This is a genomic window from Streptomyces sioyaensis (genome assembly GCF_004122735.1).
Taxonomy (GTDB): domain Bacteria; phylum Actinomycetota; class Actinomycetes; order Streptomycetales; family Streptomycetaceae; genus Streptomyces; species Streptomyces sioyaensis.
Map to the genome: position 1 here is coordinate 43,912 of NZ_SDIF01000026.1, position 19,070 is coordinate 62,981.

At 67.8% G+C, this 19,070-nt stretch carries 16 protein-coding genes and 1 tRNA gene; 2 read left to right on the forward strand and 15 right to left on the reverse strand.

Translation table 11 applies throughout. From position 1 onward, the window contains the following. Positions 1–167: 167 nt before the first annotated feature. From EST54_RS12365 to EST54_RS12420, 11 genes are all read right to left on the reverse strand, one after another. Positions 168–647, reverse strand: a complete 480-nt coding sequence (locus tag EST54_RS12365; protein ID WP_129247649.1) for a DUF1707 and DUF4190 domain-containing protein — start codon at positions 645–647, stop codon at positions 168–170. A 236-nt stretch (positions 648–883) separates the two neighbouring features. Next, positions 884–4,783 carry a DNA-directed RNA polymerase subunit beta' gene (locus EST54_RS12370; protein WP_129247650.1) on the reverse strand — a complete coding sequence of 1,300 codons (3,900 nt, stop codon included), beginning with the start codon at positions 4,781–4,783 and terminating at the stop codon, positions 884–886. 100 nt (positions 4,784–4,883) lie between these two features. Further along, entirely contained in the window at positions 4,884–8,366 is a 3,483-nt protein-coding gene (rpoB, locus tag EST54_RS12375) for a DNA-directed RNA polymerase subunit beta (RefSeq protein ID WP_129247651.1), read from the reverse strand. A gap of 620 nt (positions 8,367–8,986) precedes the next feature. Then, positions 8,987–9,373 (reverse strand): 50S ribosomal protein L7/L12, encoded by a 387-nt coding sequence (gene rplL, locus EST54_RS12385; protein WP_129247652.1) that lies wholly within the window; start codon positions 9,371–9,373, stop codon positions 8,987–8,989. Positions 9,374–9,457: 84 nt separating this feature from the next. Beyond that, the gene (gene rplJ, locus EST54_RS12390) at positions 9,458–10,009 is read right to left on the reverse strand and encodes a 50S ribosomal protein L10 (protein ID WP_129247653.1); all 552 of its coding nucleotides are present in this window, start codon (positions 10,007–10,009) and stop codon (positions 9,458–9,460) included. A 320-nt stretch (positions 10,010–10,329) separates the two neighbouring features. Further along, the gene (locus EST54_RS12395) at positions 10,330–11,193 is read right to left on the reverse strand and encodes a LolA-like protein (RefSeq protein WP_244942503.1); all 864 of its coding nucleotides are present in this window, start codon (positions 11,191–11,193) and stop codon (positions 10,330–10,332) included. 148 nt (positions 11,194–11,341) lie between these two features. Next, positions 11,342–12,058 (reverse strand): 50S ribosomal protein L1, encoded by a 717-nt coding sequence (gene rplA / locus EST54_RS12400; RefSeq protein WP_129247654.1) that lies wholly within the window; start codon positions 12,056–12,058, stop codon positions 11,342–11,344. Positions 12,059–12,140: 82 nt separating this feature from the next. Continuing rightward, a complete protein-coding gene (gene rplK / locus EST54_RS12405) occupies positions 12,141–12,575 on the reverse strand; it encodes a 50S ribosomal protein L11 (protein WP_129247655.1) in 435 nt (144 codons plus the stop codon). 168 nt (positions 12,576–12,743) lie between these two features. Next, positions 12,744–13,607, reverse strand: a complete 864-nt coding sequence (gene nusG, locus EST54_RS12410; protein ID WP_129247656.1) for a transcription termination/antitermination protein NusG — start codon at positions 13,605–13,607, stop codon at positions 12,744–12,746. 73 nt (positions 13,608–13,680) lie between these two features. Next, entirely contained in the window at positions 13,681–13,977 is a 297-nt protein-coding gene (gene secE, locus EST54_RS12415) for a preprotein translocase subunit SecE (protein WP_129247657.1), read from the reverse strand. A gap of 107 nt (positions 13,978–14,084) precedes the next feature. Beyond that, positions 14,085–14,157: transfer RNA gene (locus EST54_RS12420), tRNA-Trp, on the reverse strand. A gap of 183 nt (positions 14,158–14,340) precedes the next feature. Between EST54_RS12420 and EST54_RS12425 the strand changes: the two genes are divergently transcribed. Both EST54_RS12425 and EST54_RS12430 read left to right on the forward strand, forming a co-directional pair. Then, positions 14,341–15,576 carry a pyridoxal phosphate-dependent aminotransferase gene (locus EST54_RS12425; RefSeq protein WP_129247658.1) on the forward strand — a complete coding sequence of 412 codons (1,236 nt, stop codon included), beginning with the start codon at positions 14,341–14,343 and terminating at the stop codon, positions 15,574–15,576. 146 nt (positions 15,577–15,722) lie between these two features. After that, positions 15,723–16,766, forward strand: a complete 1,044-nt coding sequence (locus EST54_RS12430; protein WP_129247659.1) for an adenosine deaminase — start codon at positions 15,723–15,725, stop codon at positions 16,764–16,766. A gap of 16 nt (positions 16,767–16,782) precedes the next feature. Here EST54_RS12430 and EST54_RS12435 read toward each other — a convergent pair whose 3' ends face one another. From EST54_RS12435 to rpmG, 4 genes are all read right to left on the reverse strand, one after another. Continuing rightward, positions 16,783–17,838, reverse strand: coding sequence for a UDP-N-acetylmuramate dehydrogenase (locus tag EST54_RS12435; protein ID WP_129247660.1), 1,056 nt, complete (start codon positions 17,836–17,838; stop codon positions 16,783–16,785). A gap of 59 nt (positions 17,839–17,897) precedes the next feature. After that, positions 17,898–18,332 carry a MaoC family dehydratase gene (locus EST54_RS12440; RefSeq protein ID WP_129247661.1) on the reverse strand — a complete coding sequence of 145 codons (435 nt, stop codon included), beginning with the start codon at positions 18,330–18,332 and terminating at the stop codon, positions 17,898–17,900. 1 nt (position 18,333) lies between these two features. After that, on the reverse strand, positions 18,334–18,786 hold the full coding sequence (locus tag EST54_RS12445) for a MaoC family dehydratase N-terminal domain-containing protein (protein ID WP_129247662.1): 453 nt from the start codon (positions 18,784–18,786) through the stop codon (positions 18,334–18,336). An 84-nt stretch (positions 18,787–18,870) separates the two neighbouring features. Then, entirely contained in the window at positions 18,871–19,035 is a 165-nt protein-coding gene (rpmG, locus tag EST54_RS12450) for a 50S ribosomal protein L33 (protein ID WP_006604855.1), read from the reverse strand. Between the last annotated feature and the right edge of the window lie 35 nt (positions 19,036–19,070).

Below are 19,070 nucleotides of genomic sequence, written 5' to 3' on the forward strand. Positions count from 1 at the left end.
AGCGTACCTACCGCATTGGCTGCGGTCAAAACAAATGCACACGCGAAGGACACGCCGGACTCCACACGGCGTTGCGGCCACCGTAGTGCGATCTACGGCCGTACGGAAGAAGGCGCCGCGCCCCCGCTGCCGCCCCCGCGCGGCCCGCCCGAGCCCCCGGACAGGTCCTAGAGACCGGACACGGCCAGGAGGATCGACAGCAGGAAGAACAGCGACCAGCCACCGATGCCCAGCCAGCCGAGCACCAGCCCCGCGAGGGCCTGTCCGTCCCCGCGCTCGCCGGTGCGGCGGATCTCGGCGCGCGCCTTGTGCCCCAGGATCACGGCCGGGATCGCCGTCAGCCCCCACGTCACCGGCGTCATGATCCCGCAGACCAGCGCGCCGGTCGCCGAGCTGTTCGTCGACACCGGGGCCGGCATCTGCATCGGCATGAACGTCGCCGGCACCGGCCGCTGCGGCAGGAACTGCGCCTGCGGCACCGGTCCCTGCGGCAGATCCGCGACCAGCATCTGCAGTTCGGCATGGGTCTGTGCGTGGTAGGCCCGCGCGATCCGCTGCTCGTACTCCGGCTGTTGCAGCCGCCCCTCGGCGAATCCTGCCTTGAGCACATCGACCGCCCGCTCACGATCGGCGTGCGAGGCACGCATGACAGGCACCTGATTCGACGGCTGAGCGGGCTGCCCACCCTGCCACGGCTGGAATGCCACTTCGCGAACCTCCCCCCGCTCGACAGTTCTCCCCATCTTCTCATCAGAGACGCAGAGATGGGCGGACAAGTTCCCCGCGCGGCCCACGACCGCGGGGACCACACTCCGGCCCCGCACGCCGCAGGGCGGCCACCCCGTAAGGGATGGCCGCCCTGTTGCTGTCGTACGGACCAGGCTTACTGGTTGTACGGACCGTAGTCGTAGTCCTCCAGCGGGACCGCCTGGCCGGAGCCGGTGCCGAAGGGCGAGTAGTCGATGTCGTCGTAACCGACGGCCGAGTACATCGCGGCCTTGGCCTCCTCGGTGGGCTCGACCCGGATGTTGCGGTAGCGGGACAGGCCCGTACCGGCCGGGATGAGCTTACCGATGATGACGTTCTCCTTGAGGCCGATGAGCGAGTCGGACTTGGCGTTGATCGCCGCGTCCGTCAGGACTCGGGTCGTCTCCTGGAAGGAGGCGGCCGACAGCCAGGATTCCGTCGCCAGCGAAGCCTTGGTGATACCCATCAGCTGCGGACGGCCGGAGGCCGGGTGGCCGCCTTCCGCCACGACCCGACGGTTCTCGCCCTCGAACTTCGTGCGCTCCACCAGCTCGCCCGGCAGCAGCTCCGCGTCGCCGGACTCGATGATCGTCACACGGCGCAGCATCTGCCGGATGATGATCTCGATGTGCTTGTCGTGGATCGCCACGCCCTGGCTGTTGTAGACCTTCTGGACCTCGCCGACCAGGTGGACCTGGACGGCACGCTGGCCGAGGATCCGCAGCACGTCGTGCGGGTTGACGGCACCCACGGTCAGCGGCTGGCCGACCGTGACGTGGTCGCCCTCGCCCACCAGGAGACGGGCACGCTTGGAGACGCCGTAGGCGGTCTCGTCGCTGCCGTCGTCCGGGGTGACGATGACCTTCTTGGTCTTCTCGGTCTCCTCGATCCGGACGCGGCCGGCCGCCTCCGAGATCGGGGCGACACCCTTGGGCGTACGGGCCTCGAAGAGCTCGACGACACGCGGCAGACCCAGGGTGATGTCGTCACCGGCCACACCACCGGTGTGGAAGGTACGCATCGTCAGCTGGGTGCCGGGCTCACCGATGGACTGGGCGGCGATGATGCCGACCGCCTCACCGATGTCGACCAGCTTGCCGGTGGCCAGCGAACGGCCGTAGCAGAAGGCACAGGTGCCGACCGCGGACTCACAGGTCAGGACCGAACGGGTCTTGACCTCCTCGACGCCCGCGTTGACCAGCGCGTCGATGAGCACGTCACCGAGGTCCACGTTGGCCGGCGCGACGACCTTGCCGTCGACGACGACGTCCTCGGCCAGCATCCGTGCATAGACGCTGGACTCGACGTCGTCCGCCTTGCGCAGGACGCCGTCCGCACCCTTCGAGGCGATCCGCAGCTTGAGCCCACGCTCGGTGCCGCAGTCCTCCTCGCGAATGATGACGTCCTGGGAGACGTCGACCAGACGACGGGTCAGGTAACCGGAGTCGGCGGTACGAAGGGCGGTGTCCGCCAGACCCTTACGGGCACCGTGGGTGGAGATGAAGTACTCCAGCACGGACAGACCCTCGCGGAACGATGCCTTAATCGGACGCGGGATGGTCTCGTTCTTCGCGTTCGACACCAGACCACGCATACCGGCGATCTGCCGCATCTGCATCATGTTTCCTCGGGCACCCGAGTCAACCATCATGAAGATGGGGTTCGTCTTGGGGAAGTTCTCGTTCATCGCCTCGGCGACCTCGTTGGTCGCCTTGGTCCAGATGTTGATCAGTTCCTGAGTGCGCTCGTCCTTGGTGATCAGACCGCGCTCGTACTGCTTCTGGACCTTCTCGTCCTGGGCCTCGTAGCCCGCGACGATGGCCTTCTTGGCCTCCGGGACGACGATGTCCGAGACGGCGACGGTGACGCCGGAACGGGTCGCCCAGTGGAAGCCGGCCGCCTTCAGGTTGTCGAGCGTCGCCGCCACGATGACCTTGGGGTAGCGCTCGGCCAGGTCGTTGACGATCGCGGAGAGCTGCTTCTTGCCCACCGAGTAGTCGACGAACGGGTAGTCCTCGGGCAGCAGCTCGTTGAAGAGCGCGCGGCCCAGGGTCGTCCGCAGCCGGAAGCTGTCACCGGGCTGCCACTCGGGCTCGCCCTCCTCCGGAACCGGCGGGGTCCAGCCGCGGGGCGGGACGGTGCCGATCGGGAAGCGGATGTCGACCTTCGCCTGGAGCGAGAGCTCCTTGGCGTCGAACGCCATGATCGCCTCGGCGGTCGAGCCGAACGCCCGGCCCTCGCCGATGACCTTGCGCTCCTCTTCATCCGTGGTGAGGAAGAAGAGGCCGAGCACCATGTCCTGGGTCGGCATGGTGACCGGACGGCCGTCGGCCGGCTTGAGGATGTTGTTCGAGGACAGCATCAGGATGCGGGCCTCGGCCTGGGCCTCCGCGGACAGCGGGAGGTGGACGGCCATCTGGTCACCGTCGAAGTCCGCGTTGAACGCGGTGCAGACGAGCGGGTGAATCTGAATGGCCTTGCCCTCGACCAGCTGCGGCTCGAAGGCCTGGATGCCCAGACGGTGCAGGGTGGGTGCACGGTTCAGCAGCACCGGGTGCTCGGCGATGACCTCTTCGAGGACGTCGTACACCACGGTGCGGCCGCGCTCGACCATGCGCTTCGCGCTCTTGATGTTCTGCGCGTGGTTGAGGTCCACCAGGCGCTTCATCACGAACGGCTTGAAGAGCTCCAGCGCCATGGCCTTGGGCAGACCGCACTGGTGCAGCTTGAGCTGCGGGCCGACGACGATGACGGAACGCGCCGAGTAGTCGACTCGCTTACCGAGCAGGTTCTGACGGAAGCGGCCCTGCTTACCCTTCAGCATGTCGCTGAGGGACTTCAGCGGGCGGTTACCGGGACCGGTGACCGGGCGACCGCGGCGGCCGTTGTCGAACAGCGCGTCGACGGCCTCCTGCAGCATCCGCTTCTCGTTGTTCACGATGATCTCGGGCGCGCCGAGGTCGAGAAGCCGCTTGAGGCGGTTGTTGCGGTTGATCACACGGCGGTACAGGTCGTTCAGGTCGGAGGTCGCGAAGCGGCCACCGTCCAGCTGCACCATCGGACGCAGGTCCGGCGGGATCACCGGGATGCAGTCCAGCACCATGCCCTTGGGGCTGTTGCGGGTCTGCAGGAAGGCGGAGACGACCTTGAGGCGCTTGAGCGCACGGGTCTTCTTCTGGCCCTTGCCGGTACGGATGATCTCGCGGAGGCGCTCGGCCTCCTCGTCGAGGTCGAAGGTCTCCAGGCGCTTCTGCAGGGCAGCGGCACCCATCGAGCCGTCGAAGTACGTGCCGAAGCGGTCCCGCAGCTCGCGGTAGAGCAGCTCGTCGCCCTCCAGGTCCTGGACCTTGAGGTTCTTGAAGCGGTTCCAGACCTCGTCGAGACGGTCGATCTCGCGCTGCGCACGGTCGCGCAGCTGCTTCATCTCACGCTCGGCGCCCTCGCGCACCTTGCGGCGGACGTCCGCCTTGGCGCCCTCGGCCTCCAGCTCGGCCAGGTCGGTCTCGAGCTTCTTGGCGCGGGCCTCCAGGTCGGAGTCGCGGCGCTGCTCGATCTGCTGGCGCTCGACGGAGACGTGCGCCTCCAGCGAGGGCAGGTCGCGCGTACGACGCTCCTCGTCCACCCACGTGATCATGTAGGCGGCGAAGTAGATGACCTTCTCGAGGTCCTTGGGCGCGAGGTCCAGCAGGTAGCCCAGCCGGCTCGGCACGCCCTTGAAGTACCAGATGTGGGTGACGGGAGCGGCCAGCTCGATGTGGCCCATCCGCTCACGCCGCACCTTGGCGCGAGTGACCTCGACGCCGCAGCGCTCGCAGATGATGCCCTTGAAGCGGACGCGCTTGTACTTACCGCAGTAGCACTCCCAGTCCCGGGTCGGACCGAAGATCTTCTCGCAGAAGAGTCCGTCCTTTTCGGGCTTGAGCGTGCGGTAGTTGATGGTCTCGGGCTTCTTGACCTCGCCGTGGCTCCACTGACGGATGTCGTCAGCGGTAGCCAGACCGATCCGGAGCTCATCGAAGAAGTTGACGTCGAGCACTATGCGTCAATCCCTCTCAGGGTTGTAAGTCTTGGGGTCTGAAACGGGGGTCCTGGGGCCGGCCGGGGGAGCCATCGCTGGCTCCCCGGCCGAACTCCCGTCAGACCTCTTCGACGCTGCTCGGCTCGCGCCGGGACAGGTCGATGCCGAGCTCCTCCGCAGCGCGGAAGACGTCCTCGTCGGTGTCGCGCATCTCGATGGACATGCCGTCCGAGGACAGCACCTCCACGTTGAGGCACAGGGACTGCATTTCCTTGATGAGCACCTTGAAGGACTCGGGAATGCCGGGCTCGGGGATGTTCTCGCCCTTGACGATGGCCTCGTAGACCTTCACGCGGCCGGTCACGTCGTCGGACTTGATCGTCAGCAGCTCCTGGAGGGCGTATGCGGCGCCGTATGCCTCCAGCGCCCACACCTCCATCTCACCGAACCGCTGGCCACCGAACTGAGCCTTACCACCCAGCGGCTGCTGGGTGATCATCGAGTACGGACCGGTCGAACGCGCGTGGAGCTTGTCGTCGACCAGGTGGTGCAGCTTGAGGATGTACATGTACCCGACCGAGATCGGGTCCGGGAACGGCTCACCGGAGCGGCCGTCGAACAGCTGGGCCTTGCCGGAGGACTTGACCATCCGCTCGCCGTCGCGGTTGGGGAGCGTCGAGTCGAACAGACCCGCCAGCTCGTCCTCGCGCGCACCGTCGAAGACCGGGGTCGCGACGTTGGTGCGCGGCGCGACGTCGTCGGCGCCGATCGCCTGCAGACGCTGCTGCCACTCGTCGGAGCCCTCGACCTTCCAGCCCTGGCTGGCGAGCCAGCCGAGGTGGATCTCCAGGACCTGACCCGGGTTCATTCGGGACGGGACACCCAGCGGGTTGAGGATGATGTCGACCGGGGTGCCGTCCTCCAGGAACGGCATGTCCTCGACCGGCAGGATCTTCGAGATGACGCCCTTGTTGCCGTGGCGGCCGGCGAGCTTGTCGCCGTCGGTGATCTTGCGCTTCTGCGCGACGTAGACGCGGACCAGCTGGTTCACGCCCGGGGGCAGCTCGTCGCCCTCTTCGCGGTCGAAGACGCGGACGCCGATGACCTTGCCGATCTCACCGTGCGGCACCTTCAGCGAGGTGTCGCGCACCTCGCGCGCCTTCTCACCGAAGATCGCGCGGAGCAGGCGCTCCTCGGGGGTCAGCTCGGTCTCACCCTTGGGCGTGACCTTGCCGACGAGGATGTCGCCGGCGACGACCTCGGCACCGATCCGGATGATGCCGCGCTCGTCGAGGTCGGAGAGGACCTCCTCGGAGACGTTCGGGATGTCCCGGGTGATCTCCTCGGGGCCGAGCTTGGTGTCACGGGCGTCGACCTCGTGCTCCTCGATGTGGATCGAGGAGAGGACGTCGTCCTGCACGAGGCGCTGCGACAGGATGATCGCGTCCTCGTAGTTGTGGCCCTCCCACGGCATGAACGCGACGAGCAGGTTCTTGCCGAGCGCCATCTCGCCTTCGTCCGTGGACGGACCGTCGGCGAGGACCTGGCCCTCGATGACCCGCGCGCCCTCGTCCACGACGACCTTCTGGTTGAAGGAGGTGCCCTGGTTGGAGCGGGTGAACTTGGCGACGCGGTACGTGGTGTACGTGCCGTCGTCGTTGGCGACGGTGATGTAGTCCGCGGAGACCTCCTGGACCACACCGTCCTTCTCCGCCTTGATGACGTCACCGGCGTCGACCGCACAGCGGTACTCCATGCCGGTGCCGACCAGCGGCGACTCCGCCTTGATCAGCGGAACGGCCTGGCGCATCATGTTCGATCCCATGAGCGCGCGGTTGGCGTCGTCGTGCTCGAGGAACGGGATCATGGCGGTCGCGGCCGACACCATCTGGCGCGGCGAGACGTCCATGAAGTCGACCTCGTCGGCGGGGACCAGGTCGACCTCGCCGCCACGCCGGCGGACCAGGACACGCTGCTCGGCGAAGCGCATGTCGTCGGTCAGCTTCGCGTTGGCCTGGGCGATCAGGAAGCGGTCCTCCTCGTCAGCGGTGAGGTAGTCCACCTCCTCCGTGACCTGGCCGTCGACGACCTTGCGGTACGGCGTCTCGATGAAGCCGAAGACGTTGACCCGGCCGTACGACGCGAGCGAACCGATCAGACCGATGTTGGGACCTTCAGGGGTCTCGATCGGGCACATACGGCCGTAGTGCGAGGGGTGCACGTCACGGACGTCCAGACCGGCCCGCTCACGGGAGAGACCACCCGGGCCCAGCGCCGACAGACGGCGCTTGTGGGTCAGACCCGACAGCGGGTTGGTCTGGTCCATGAACTGGGACAGCTGGCTGGTGCCGAAGAACTCCTTGATGGAGGCGACGACCGGCCGGATGTTGATCAGGGTCTGCGGCGTGATCGCCTCGACGTCCTGGGTCGTCATGCGCTCACGCACGACGCGCTCCATACGCGCCAGACCCGTACGGACCTGGTTCTGGATGAGCTCGCCGACGTTGCGCAGACGACGGTTGCCGAAGTGGTCGATGTCGTCGGTCTCGACAACGATGGAGTTGCCGTTCTCGCCGATCGTCTCGGTCTCGCCGGCGTGCAGCTTGACCAGGTACTTGATCGTGGCGATGACGTCATCGGTGGTCAGCACACCGGCGTCGAGCGGCTCGTCGCCACCGAGCTTCTTGTTCACCTTGTAGCGGCCGACCTTCGCGAGGTCGTAGCGCTTGGGGTTGAAGTAGAGGTTCTCGAGCAGCGTCTGCGCGGCCTCACGGGTCGGCGGCTCGCCCGGGCGCAGCTTGCGGTAGATGTCGAGCAGCGCGTCGTCCTGACCCTGGGTGTGGTCCTTCTCCAGGGTGGCGCGCATGGACTCGTACTCGCCGAACTCCTCGAGGATCTGCTCGGTGGTCCACCCGAGCGCCTTGAGCAGGACGGTCACGGACTGCTTACGCTTGCGGTCGATGCGCACACCGACCATGTCGCGCTTGTCGATCTCCATCTCCAGCCAGGCACCCCGGGACGGGATGATCTTGGCGGAGAAGATGTCCTTGTCGGACGTCTTGTCGATGGAGCTGTCGAAGTACACGCCCGGCGAGCGGACCAGCTGCGAGACGACGACACGCTCGGTGCCGTTGATGCAGAAGGTTCCCTTGTTGGTCATGAGCGGGAAGTCGCCCATGAAGACCGTCTGGGACTTGATCTCGCCGGTCTCGTTGTTCGTGAACTCCGCGGTGACGAAGAGCGGAGCGGCGTACGTGAAGTCGCGCTCCTTGCACTCGTCGATGGAGTTCTTCGGGGGCTCGAAGCGGTGGTCGCGGAACGTCAGCGACATCGACCCGGAGAAGTCCTCGATCGGGGAGATCTCTTCGAAGATCTCTTCCAGACCGGACTTGGTGGGGACTTCCTGCCCACTCTCCAGCGCAGCCTCGACGCGACCCTTCCATGCGGCATTGCCGAGCAGCCAGTCGAAGCTTTCGGTCTGCAGCGCAAGGAGGTTCGGAACCCCGAGGGGCTCCTTGATCTTCGCAAAAGAGATGCGCAGCGGGGCGGTGCTGTCGCCGTTGTTCGTATTGGCAGTCGAGGCGTTGCGCGAGGCGGCCAAGAGGGGGTCCTTCCGAGGGCTCGGACTCACTACGCGCGTACCGGTCCCGAACCGAACAGACTGAGGGAGAGCCCAGGTCAGGGCGGTTCTTCAGCTTTGCTCGGGCTCGGGTATGCCCCTGGTGACGGGCAGGGAGCAGCTAACAGGCAGCGCAAAGGGTCAGTGTAGCCACTCGGCCCACTGATGTCCAGAGCGAGTTTCCGGAGACCGGTTCAGCACCGTGATACCGATCTTCTCCCTCCGGGAGGTCATGTCCTCCGCACCGGAGGAAGCCCTCGTTTGTTCTTCTCAATGCCCTGCGCCTGCCGAAAGCCCTGCGCCAGTGGCGCACACCGATGCTTCCCTCTTCGTCGGCGATCCATGCCTCGAACCCTGGATCGCTTCTGCGTCGCGTCCCGAGAATTGCGCGCCGCGTCCGGTTCGTCAAGGCCCCCCACCTCTGGGAGATCGTCACATGGGGGCAGGTCCGGGCAACGAAGATCACCATACTCGCACGCAGGCGCGAGGCAATGCAGCCGTGACGAGCACGCCGAAGGGCGACCACCCGCATGGGTGATCGCCCTTGGCTGGTGCCCCTGACGCCTCAGGCGCTCAGGACGTGAGTCGGAGACTCAGTGAAGTCACTTGACCTCGACGGAGGCGCCGGCGCCCTTGAGGGACTCGGCAGCCTTCTCGGCGGCGTCCTTGGCGACCTTCTCGAGGACCGGCTTCGGGGTGCCGTCGACGAGGTCCTTGGCCTCCTTCAGGCCCAGGGAGGTCAGCTCACGCACGACCTTGATGACCTGGATCTTCTTGTCGCCCGCACCGGTGAGGATGACGTCGAACTCGTCCTTCTCCTCCTCGGCGGCGGCGGCCGGGGCGGCCGGGCCACCGGCGGCGGCAACGGCGACCGGGGCGGCGGCCTCGACGTCGAACTTGTCCTCGAACGCCTTCACGAACTCGGAGAGCTCGATGAGGGTCATCTCCTCGAACTGCGCGAGCAGGTCTTCCTGGCTGAGCTTCGCCATGGTGGCGGTCCTTCCACTAATTCGGCTGGTGCCGGATGTACATGTCTGGCGGGCGTACTTCGGGCCCGCTGGGCGTCCGAGTGATTACTCGGCAGCCTCGGCGGGAGCCGGCGTACCGGCACCGCCCTGCTCGACCTTGCTGCGAAGCGCGTCCGCGGTGCGGGCGAACTTCGTGAGCGGGGCCTGGAGGGTCGCCGCGGCCTTGGCCGTGGACGCCTTCAGCGCACCCGCCAGCTTGGCGAGCAGAACCTCACGGGACTCAAGGTCCGCAAGCTTCTTGATCTCGTCGGCAGACAGCGCCTTGCCGTCAAGGACACCGCCCTTGATGACGAGAGAGGGGTTCTCCTTGGCGAAGTCACGAAGACCCTTCGCCGCCGTGACCGGGTCACCGGTCACGAAGGCGACAGCGGTCGAGCCCTTGAGGTGCTCGTCCAGCTGAATCCCGGCCTCCTTGGCCGCGATCTTGGTCAGCGTGTTCTTCACCACACGGTACTGAGCGTTCTCGCCGAGAGAACGACGCAGCTCCTTGAGCTGCGCCACAGTCAGTCCGGTGTAAGAAGTCACAACAGCTGCGTGCGAGTCGCGGAGCTTCTCCGTGATCTCCGCAACGGCTGCGTTCTTGTCAGACGTCGCCATGAGCCTCGGCCTCCTTCCGGGTGATGAGGACCGCGCAGAAGGGGCTGGGCAAAACAAACGCCCCGGCGCAGGCGCACGGGGCGTACTCAACCGAAACGGAATTCCGTCCGGGAGTTCATCCATACACGCCTGCGCAGGCCGTCCGCAGCTAGCGGATCCTTCGGCCACCACACGCCCGGAGTTCGGACGCGCAGAGACAACCAGCGGTCTTTGGCTTCCGGGAAAAGATACGGGAGCGGACTGCGGTCAGGCAAATCCGCCTGAGCGGGGGCATCCGTGCGCCCCCGCTCAGGCCGTCACACGCGCTTCTGCGGTGCCGGTCAGGCGCCGGGCGCGGTCGTCGTCTGGCTCGCCGGCGGCGGGGCCACGTCGACCTTGGTGCCGTAGTCCGAGAAGAGCGCCGTGGAACTGCTGGGCTGCTTGCCGCCGAGCTTCTCCACCTTCTTGACCAGCAGGTTGTCGGCGTCGATCCAGACGTCGAGCTGCTCGCTCTTCGCGCCGCCCTTTGCGAGCTGCTTCTGGACCAGGTCACGGACCGACTTGCTGACCTTGCCGCTCAGCTGGTCCATCGTGACGGTGCCGGTGTAGTGCGTCGCCTGGACGCCGTTCACGGCCTCCTTGCCGACGGCCTTGGCCGTGCCGGAGGCGATCAGCAGCTCGATCGGCTGGCTCGGGTTCGCGTTCTGCAGGACGTCCTGGAACAGCGTGCCGGAGCCGCCCAGCTGCTTCGAGAGCGTCGCGTACGAGTACTTCATCCAGGGCTTGCTGCTCGCACCGGGCATGGCCGCGCCCATGTTCATGTACACGGCGTCCTTGGTGTAGATCGCCTTGATCGGCTTACCGGGGCTCCCCCCGCCGGTCATGGTGTTCTCCACGTTCATCTGCATGCCCTGCGTCCAGTCCAGCCCGCCCTTGGTGGACTGCTTCACCTGGCCGTTGGTGGTGGTCGTGGTCGTCGAGCCGTCGATCTTCGCGGTCTTCTTGCCCGAGGTCGCCTCCTGGGCGGCCTTCAGCGCGTCCACCGGGTTCTGCGCCGGGTCCTGCTTGCCGCCCGCCGTGTCGCTGCTCCCGCCGCTGCTGCTGCCGCCGCCGGAGGCCTTGCCGCCGTCGTCGTTACAGGCGCTCAGGCTGCCCACCAACATCACTGCACCCGCCACGGCGGCGGCTATACGCGTGCTACGCACGTGAGGCTCCCCCTTAGATCATCTTTATGGACCTCGGGGCGACTGTAATGCAGGGCACCGACAGCACACGCGTCAGGCCCCGTCCCTCCCGGAGGAGAGACGGGGCCTGACGCGATGCAGACGCGCTACGAGGCGCTGATCAAGGAGATCAGACGGCCTCGTCCTCGACGAGGAGGTTGCGGGTGCGGTTGGCGTCCAGCGGGATGCCGGGGCCCATCGTGGTGGTGATGGTGGCCTTCTTGATGTAGCGGCCCTTGGCGGCGGACGGCTTGAGGCGGGTGATCTCCTCAAGGGCCGCGGCGTAGTTCTCCACCAGCTTGGTCTCGTCGAAGGAGACCTTGCCGATGATGAAGTGGAGGTTCGCGTGCTTGTCCACGCGGAACTCGATCTTGCCGCCCTTGATGTCGGTGACAGCCTTGGCGACATCCGGGGTGACGGTGCCGGTCTTCGGGTTCGGCATCAGACCACGCGGACCGAGCACGCGGCCGAGGCGGCCGACCTTGCCCATGAGGTCCGGGGTGGCGACGACGGCGTCGAAGTCCAGACGGCCCTTGGAGACCTCGTCGATCAGTTCGTCCGAGCCGACGATGTCGGCGCCGGCGGCTTCCGCGGCCGCAGCACGGTCACCGGTCGCGAAGACCAGGACCCGGGCGGTCTTACCGGTGCCGTGCGGGAGGTTCACGGTGCCACGGACCATCTGGTCGGCCTTGCGCGGGTCGACGCCCAGACGCATGGCAACCTCGACGGTCGCGTCGAACTTGACGGAGGCGGTGTCCTTGGCGAGACGGACGGCCTCGAGGGGGGCGTACACACGCTCCCGGTCGATCTTCGCGTCCGCGTTGCGAAGAGTCTTGCTGCGCTTCACTTCTGCTCCTGGTGCAGTGGGGTGGAGTCGTGGTGCGGACCAGCGCCTGGTCCTGCCACGGGGTGCCGAACGAGGCTGGAGGTCAGCCCTCGATCGTGATGCCCATGGAACGGGCGGTGCCAGCGATGATCTTCTCGGCGGAGTCGAGGTCGTTGGCGCTCAGGTCGGGCATCTTGGTGGTGGCGATGTCGCGGACCTGGTCGCGGGTGATCTTGGCGACCTTGGTCTTGTGCGGCTCGCCGGAGCCCTTCTCCACGCCCGCGGCCTTCAGGATGAGCTTCGCGGCCGGCGGAGTCTTGGTGATGAAGGTGAAGGAACGGTCTTCGTAGACCGTGATCTCCACCGGCACGACCATGCCACGCTGCGACTCGGTCGCGGCGTTGTAGGCCTTGCAGAACTCCATGATGTTGACGCCGTGCTGACCCAGCGCGGGGCCGACCGGCGGAGCCGGGTTTGCGGCACCGGCCTGGATCTGGAGCTTGATGAGCCCCGTGACCTTCTTCTTCTTGGGAGGCATGCTCTCTCCGGGTCCTAGTGAGAGGTGTTTCGCCGATCCACCCGGTCATCCGGATGGAGGCATACCGCACAACGATAACGGGTAGGGTCGTGCGGCCAAAAACCGAGCAGGTCAGACCGGCTGTGAGCCCGTCTGACCTGGTCGATTTGGCTGGTGGTCCGGAAGAACCTAGTTCTTCTGGATCTGGTCGAAGCTCAGCTCGACCGGGGTCTCGCGGCCGAAGATCTCGACGAGGCCCTTGACCTTCTTCGAGTCGGCGTTGATCTCGTTGATCGTCGCCTGGAGCGTCGCGAACGGGCCGTCGGTGACGGTGACGGAGTCGCCCACCTCGAAGTCCAGCACCTGGACCTCGACCTTGCGGGACGGCGCCGGCTTGCCCTCGGCCGCGGCGGCCTCCTTGGCGGCCTTCTCCTCGGCCTCCGGGGCGAGCATCTTGACGATCTCGTCCAGCGTCAGCGGGTAGGGGTCGTAGGCGTTGCCGACGAAGCCGGTGACACCCGGGGTGTTGCGGACGACGCCCCAGGACTCGTTCGTCAGGTCCATCCGCACCAGCACATAGCCCGGGAGCTTGTTCTGGCGGATGGTCTTGCGCTCGCCGTTCTTGATCTGGGCGACCTCTTCCTGCGGCACCTCGGCCTGGAAGATGAAGTCCTCGACGTTCAGCGAGACGGCACGCTGCTCAAGGTTGGTCTTCACGCGGTTCTCGTACCCCGCGTAGGTGTGGATGACGTACCACTCGCCGGGCAGGCCACGGAGCTCGTCGCGGAGGGCGGCGACGGGGTCGACCGGCTCCTCCTCGTCCTCGGTGACCTCGGTGGTGGCCTCGGCGTCCTCGTCGACGTGCACCGCGGCCTCTTCGGCGGGCTCACCGGCGGCGGCGTCCTCGGCGTCGAGCTCGTCGACCGCGTCGGCGTTCTCGACGATGTCACGCGCGGTGTCGTCGCCCTCGACCTCGGCCGAGGCGGCCGCGTCCACGTCGGCCGCTGCCGTTTCGGCGGAGTCGGCGGCGTCGTTCAGGTTCGGGTCAGACACGGTGGCTGCTTCTTCCTGGCTTCAAGGGGTTGAACATGCGAAATGGGCGCCCGCTGAGGCGCCCTCCGCGGGATCAGCCGAAGACGTACCCGACGACTCGGTTGATTCCCAAGTCAATCACGGTTACGAGACCGATGATGATGACAACGAAGACGATCACCACACTGGTGTACGTCGAGAGCTGGCTGCGCGTGGGCCAAACGACCTTGCGGAGCTCCGCCACGATCTGGCGGTAGAAGAGCGCGAGCCGCGCGAAGGGGCCCTTCTTGCCGCGCTTGCCGCCGCGGCGGGGCTTCTTCTGGGACTCCGCGGCCTCGTCCTCGGAGCGACCGCGCTCAGGCATGTCGATGGAGCCCAGGGCGTCCGTCACTCGTCCTCACCTGAATCCGGGTCGTGGCCGTGCCGCGCCCTGCCCTGCCGCACGGCGGTGCATGTCATACGTACGCGTGCACGCACTGCGGTGGAGAGTGCGTGTAGCAGGGCCGGAGGGACTTGAACCCCCAACCGCTGGTTTTGGAGACCAGTGCTCTACCAATTGAGCTACGACCCTTTGTGGTTCCCCCAACCTACCGCATGCGGGCGACTGCACTTGGTGCATGTGCCGCGGCGACCTGTTGGGAGCCAACGGTCAGCGAGTGTACGTGGTTCGGGGCCGGTCGTCGAACACGATCCTCGCGGGTGGTGCCCGCAAACCCGTGTGTCGGGCTCGTGGGCGGTCTGCAACGATGCATGTATGAGCGCTGCAACCCCTTCCGCATCGTCCGCCACCGAGCGCCGGGTCTCGGCCCGCGTCGGTTCGATCTCCGAGTCCGCGACCCTCGCCGTAGACGCCAAGGCGAAGGCCCTCAAGGCCGCCGGACGCCCGGTGATCGGCTTCGGCGCCGGTGAGCCCGACTTCCCCACGCCCGACTACATCGTCGAGGCCGCGGTCGAGGCCTGCCGCAACCCGAAGTACCACCGCTACACCCCGGCCGGCGGCCTCCCCGAGCTGAAGACCGCGATCGCCGCGAAGACGCTGCGCGACTCCGGCTACGAGATCGAGGCCGCGAACGTCCTGGTGACGAACGGCGGCAAGCAGGCGATCTACGAGGCGTTCGCAGCGATCCTCGACCCGGGTGACGAGGTCATCGTCCCGGCGCCGTACTGGACCACCTACCCCGAGTCGATCCGTCTCGCCGGCGGTGTGCCGGTCGACGTGGTCGCCGACGAGACCACCGGCTACCGCGTGACCGTGGAGCAGCTGGAGGCGGCCCGTACGGACCGCACCAAGGTGCTGCTGTTCGTCTCGCCGTCGAACCCGACCGGCGCGGTCTACACCCGCGAGCAGGTCGAGGCGGTCGGCCGCTGGGCCGCCGAGCACGGCCTGTGGGTGCTGACCGACGAGATCTACGAGCACCTGGTCTACGGCGACGCGGAGTTCTCGTCGCTGCCGGTGGTCGTGCCCGAGCTGCGCGACAAGTGCATCATCGTCAACGGCGTGGCGAAGACGTACGCGATGACCGGCTGGCGGGTGGGCTGGGCGATCGGCCCCAAGGACGTCATCAAGGCCGCCGCGAACCTCCAGTCGCACGCCACGTCCAACGTCTCGAACGTGGCGCAGGCCGCGGCCATCGCGGCGGTCTCCGGCGATCTGACGGCCGTCGAGGAGATGAAGGTCGCCTTTGACCGCCGCCGTCGCACCATCGTGCGGATGCTCAACGAGATCGACGGGGTGCTGTGCCCGGAGCCGGAGGGCGCGTTCTACGCGTACCCGTCGGTGAAGGAGCTCCTGGGCAAGGAGATCCGCGGCAAGCGCCCGCAGACCAGCGTGGAGCTGGCCGGGCTGATCCTGGAGGAGGCGGAGGTCGCCGTCGTCCCGGGTGAGGCCTTCGGTACCCCCGGCTACCTGCGGCTTTCGTACGCGCTGGGCGACGAGGACCTGGTCGAGGGCGTCTCGCGCCTCCAGAAGCTGCTGGCGGAGGCCAAGTAGTTCACCAGGACGGCCCTGCCTGCGGATATCTGGGTGACACGAGCGGGCGCCGGGATCTCTTCCCGGCGCCCGCTCGTCCGTTCTCCCGGACGCCCCTTCGGGAAAGGGCCTACCGGCACACCGGTCCCATACGGCAAGATCCTCGGATGGAGAGCGTTCGTGCCCGCGGCGGAGCCGCCATTCGAGACCTGCGCCGATTGCCGAAGGCCCATCTGCACCTGCACTTCACCGGTTCGATGCGGTCCACGACCCTGCTGGAGCTCGCCGACAAGTACGGCGTCCATCTGCCGGAGGCGCTGCGGGGCGGTGAGCCGCCCAGGCTGCGCGCCACGGACGAGCGCGGCTGGTTCCGCTTCCAGCGGCTGTACGACATCGCGCGGTCCTGTCTGCGGGCGCCCGAGGACATCCAGCGGCTGGTGCGCGAGGCCGCCGAGGAGGACGTCCGCGACGGGTCGCGCTGGCTGGAGATCCAGGTCGACCCGACCTCGTACGCGCCACGGCTGGGCGGGCTGATCCCGGCCCTGGAGATCATCCTGGACGCGGTGCACGGCGCGTCCCGTGACACCGGGCTCGGCATCCGCGTCCTGGTCGCCGCGAACCGTATGAAGCACCCGCTGGACGCCCGGACGCTGGCGCGGCTCGCGGTGCGCTACGCCGACCGCGGAGTGATCGGTTTCGGGCTGTCCAACGACGAACGCCGGGGTTTCGCCCGGGACTTCGACCGCGCCTTCGCCATCGCACGCGAGGGCGGTCTGCTGGCGGCGCCGCACGGCGGGGAGCTGTCGGGGCCGGCCAGCGTCCGGGACTGCCTGGACGATCTGCACGCCGGCCGGGTGGGGCACGGCGTCCGGGCCGCGGAGGACCCCGCGCTGCTGCGCCGGCTGGCCGCGCGCGGGGTGACCTGCGAGGTGTGCCCGTCGTCGAACGTGGCGCTGGGGGTCTACGAGAAGCCGGAGGACGTGCCGCTGCGGACGCTGTTCGACGCGGGCGTGCCGATGGCGCTGGGCGCGGACGATCCCCTGCTGTTCGGGGCGCGGCTGGCCGCGCAGTACGAGATCGCCCGCACCACGCACGACTTCACCGATGCCGAACTGGCCGAACTGGCCCGGCAGTCCGTCCGTGGCTCGTGCGCCCCGCTGGACGAGCAGCAGCGGCTGCTGGCGGGGATCGACGACTGGCTGGCCGGATAGAGCCCCGGAGGCCCGGCTAGAGGCTGACGCCGACCGTGACGGGTTCGTTGACGAGCGTGACGCCGAAGGCCGCGTGCACCCCGTCGCGGACCTCGCGGGCCAGGGCGAGCAGGTCCTCGGTGGTGGCCTTGCCGCGGTTGGTGAGCGCGAGGGTGTGCTTGGTGGAGATACGGGCCGGGCCGCTGCCGTAGCCCTTGGTGAAGCCGGCCCGGTCGATGAGCCAGGCGGCGGAGGTCTTGATCAGGCCGTCGCCGGCCGGGAAGGCGGGCGGGGCGACATCGGGGCCGAGGCGGTCCTGGACCCGCTGGAGGAAGGCGGCGTGCTCGGCCTCGCTGAGGATCGGGTTGGTGAAGAAGGAGCCGGCCGACCAGGTGTCGTGGTCCTCCGGGTCCAGCACCATGCCCTTGCCCGCGCGCAGGGCCAGGACGGTCTGCCGGGCGACGGCGGCCGGGACCCGGTCACCGGCCTCGACGCCGAGGGCGCGGGCGGTCTCGGGGTACTTCAGGGGCGCGGAGAGGCCCCCGGCGTCCTCCAGGGCGAAGCGCACCCGCAGCACCACGAACCGGTCGGGGTGCGCCTTGAAGCGGCTGTGGCGGTAGGAGAAGCCGCACTGAGCGCCCGGGATCGTGACGGTCTCGCCGGCCCGGCGGTCGTAGGCGACGACCTCGGTGATCGTGGCGGAGACCTCCTGGCCGTACGCGCCCACGTTCTGGATCGGGGTGGCGCCCGCCGAGCCGGGGATGCCGGCCAGGCACTCCACGCCGGCCAGTCCGGCCTCGACCGTACGGGCGACCGCGTCGGACCAGTTCTCGCCGGCGGCGAGCGTGAGGGCCGTGCCGTCGAGCTCGAAGCCGCGGGTGGCGATGCGCAGGGCCGTGCCGTCGAAGCCCTTGTCACCGATGACGAGGTTGCTGCCGCCACCGATGATCAGCAGCGGGTCCCCGGCGTCGTCGGCCGCGCGGACGGCCGCGACCACCTCGTCGTCGGTGGTGGCCGTGACGAGGCGGGTGGCCGGGCCACCGAGGCGGAAGGTGGTCAGCGGGGCGAGGGGCGCGTCATGGAGTTCCTGCACGCGCCCAAGGGTACGGGGGCGGTCCGACATCCTCGGCCGGCCGCCCCCGGCGGCAGCCGTCAGGCGAGGCGGACCACGGCGCGGGACATGCCCAGCACCTTCTGGCCCGCGCTCATCGCGGTGAGATCGACCCGGACCGTACGGTCGTCGTCGTCCAGCTTGGCCGCGACCTTGGCGCTGACCTCGATCAGCGCACCGGTCTCGTCGTTGGGGACGACGACGGGCTTGGTGAAACGCACGCCGTACTCGGCGACCGCGCCCGGGTCGCCGGTCCAGTCGGTGACCACGCGGATCGCCTCGGCCATGGTGAACATGCCATGGGCGATGACGTCCGGCAGCCCGACCTCCTTGGCGAACTTCTCGTTCCAGTGGATCGGGTTGAAGTCGCCGGAGGCACCCGCGTACCGGACGAGCGTGGCGCGGCTCACCGGGAAGGTCTGCGCCGGGAGTTCGGTACCGACCTCGACCTCGTCGTAAGCAATCTTGGCGGTCATCTCAGGCCTCCCGGTCGGCGCGGGCCACCAGCTTGGTGAACGCGGTCACGACGTGTTCGCCCGCCTCGTCGTGCACCTCACCGCGGATGTCGATGATGTCGTTGCCCGCCATGCTCTTGATGGCCTCGATGGTGGAGGTGACGCTCAGCCGGTCCCCGCTGCGCACCGGCCGGGTGTAGGCGAACTTCTGGTCGCCGTGCACCACCCGGCTGTAGTCCAGGCCCAGTTGCGGGTCCTCGATGACCTGTCCCGCGGCCTTGAAAGTGATCGCGAAGACGAACGTCGGCGGCGCGATCACATCGGAGTACCCGAGCGCCTTGGCTGCTTCGGCGTCGGTGTAAGCGGGGTTGGTGTCACCGATGGCCTCGGCGAATTCCCGGATCTTTTCCCGGCCGACTTCGTAGGAGTCGGTGGGCGGGTACGTGCGCCCCACAAATGACTGGTCGAGCGCCATGGGCTCGCAACCTCCCTGTACTGATGGTGATAACGCCGTGAGGCCGCCCCCACGAATGGGGACGGCCTCACGGACGAGCCTGTGTTATCGCGTCTCGCGGTGCGCAGTGTGCGAGTTGCAACGGGGGCAGTGCTTCTTCATCTCAAGACGGTCCGGGTCGTTACGCCGGTTCTTCTTGGTGATGTAGTTCCGCTCCTTGCACTCCACGCAGGCCAGCGTGATCTTCGGGCGGACGTCGGTGGCAGCCACGTGAGTGCTCCTTGACGGACGGATGGTCGGGTTAA

What these genes read in the sequence shown, in the direction of transcription:
- EST54_RS12365 (WP_129247649.1), bottom strand. Translation starts at nt 647, where the DNA reads ATGCGTGCCTCGCACGCCGATCGTGAGCGGGCGGTCGATGTGCTCAAG.
- rplL (WP_129247652.1), bottom strand. Translation starts at nt 9,373, where the DNA reads ATGGCGAAGCTCAGCCAGGAAGACCTGCTCGCGCAGTTCGAGGAGATG.
- rplJ (WP_129247653.1), bottom strand. Translation starts at nt 10,009, where the DNA reads ATGGCGACGTCTGACAAGAACGCAGCCGTTGCGGAGATCACGGAGAAG.
- rplK (WP_129247655.1), bottom strand. Translation starts at nt 12,575, where the DNA reads ATGCCTCCCAAGAAGAAGAAGGTCACGGGGCTCATCAAGCTCCAGATC.
- EST54_RS12425 (WP_129247658.1), top strand. Translation starts at nt 14,341, where the DNA reads ATGAGCGCTGCAACCCCTTCCGCATCGTCCGCCACCGAGCGCCGGGTC.
- EST54_RS12430 (WP_129247659.1), top strand. Translation starts at nt 15,723, where the DNA reads ATGGAGAGCGTTCGTGCCCGCGGCGGAGCCGCCATTCGAGACCTGCGC.
- EST54_RS12440 (WP_129247661.1), bottom strand. Translation starts at nt 18,332, where the DNA reads ATGACCGCCAAGATTGCTTACGACGAGGTCGAGGTCGGTACCGAACTC.
- EST54_RS12445 (WP_129247662.1), bottom strand. Translation starts at nt 18,786, where the DNA reads ATGGCGCTCGACCAGTCATTTGTGGGGCGCACGTACCCGCCCACCGAC.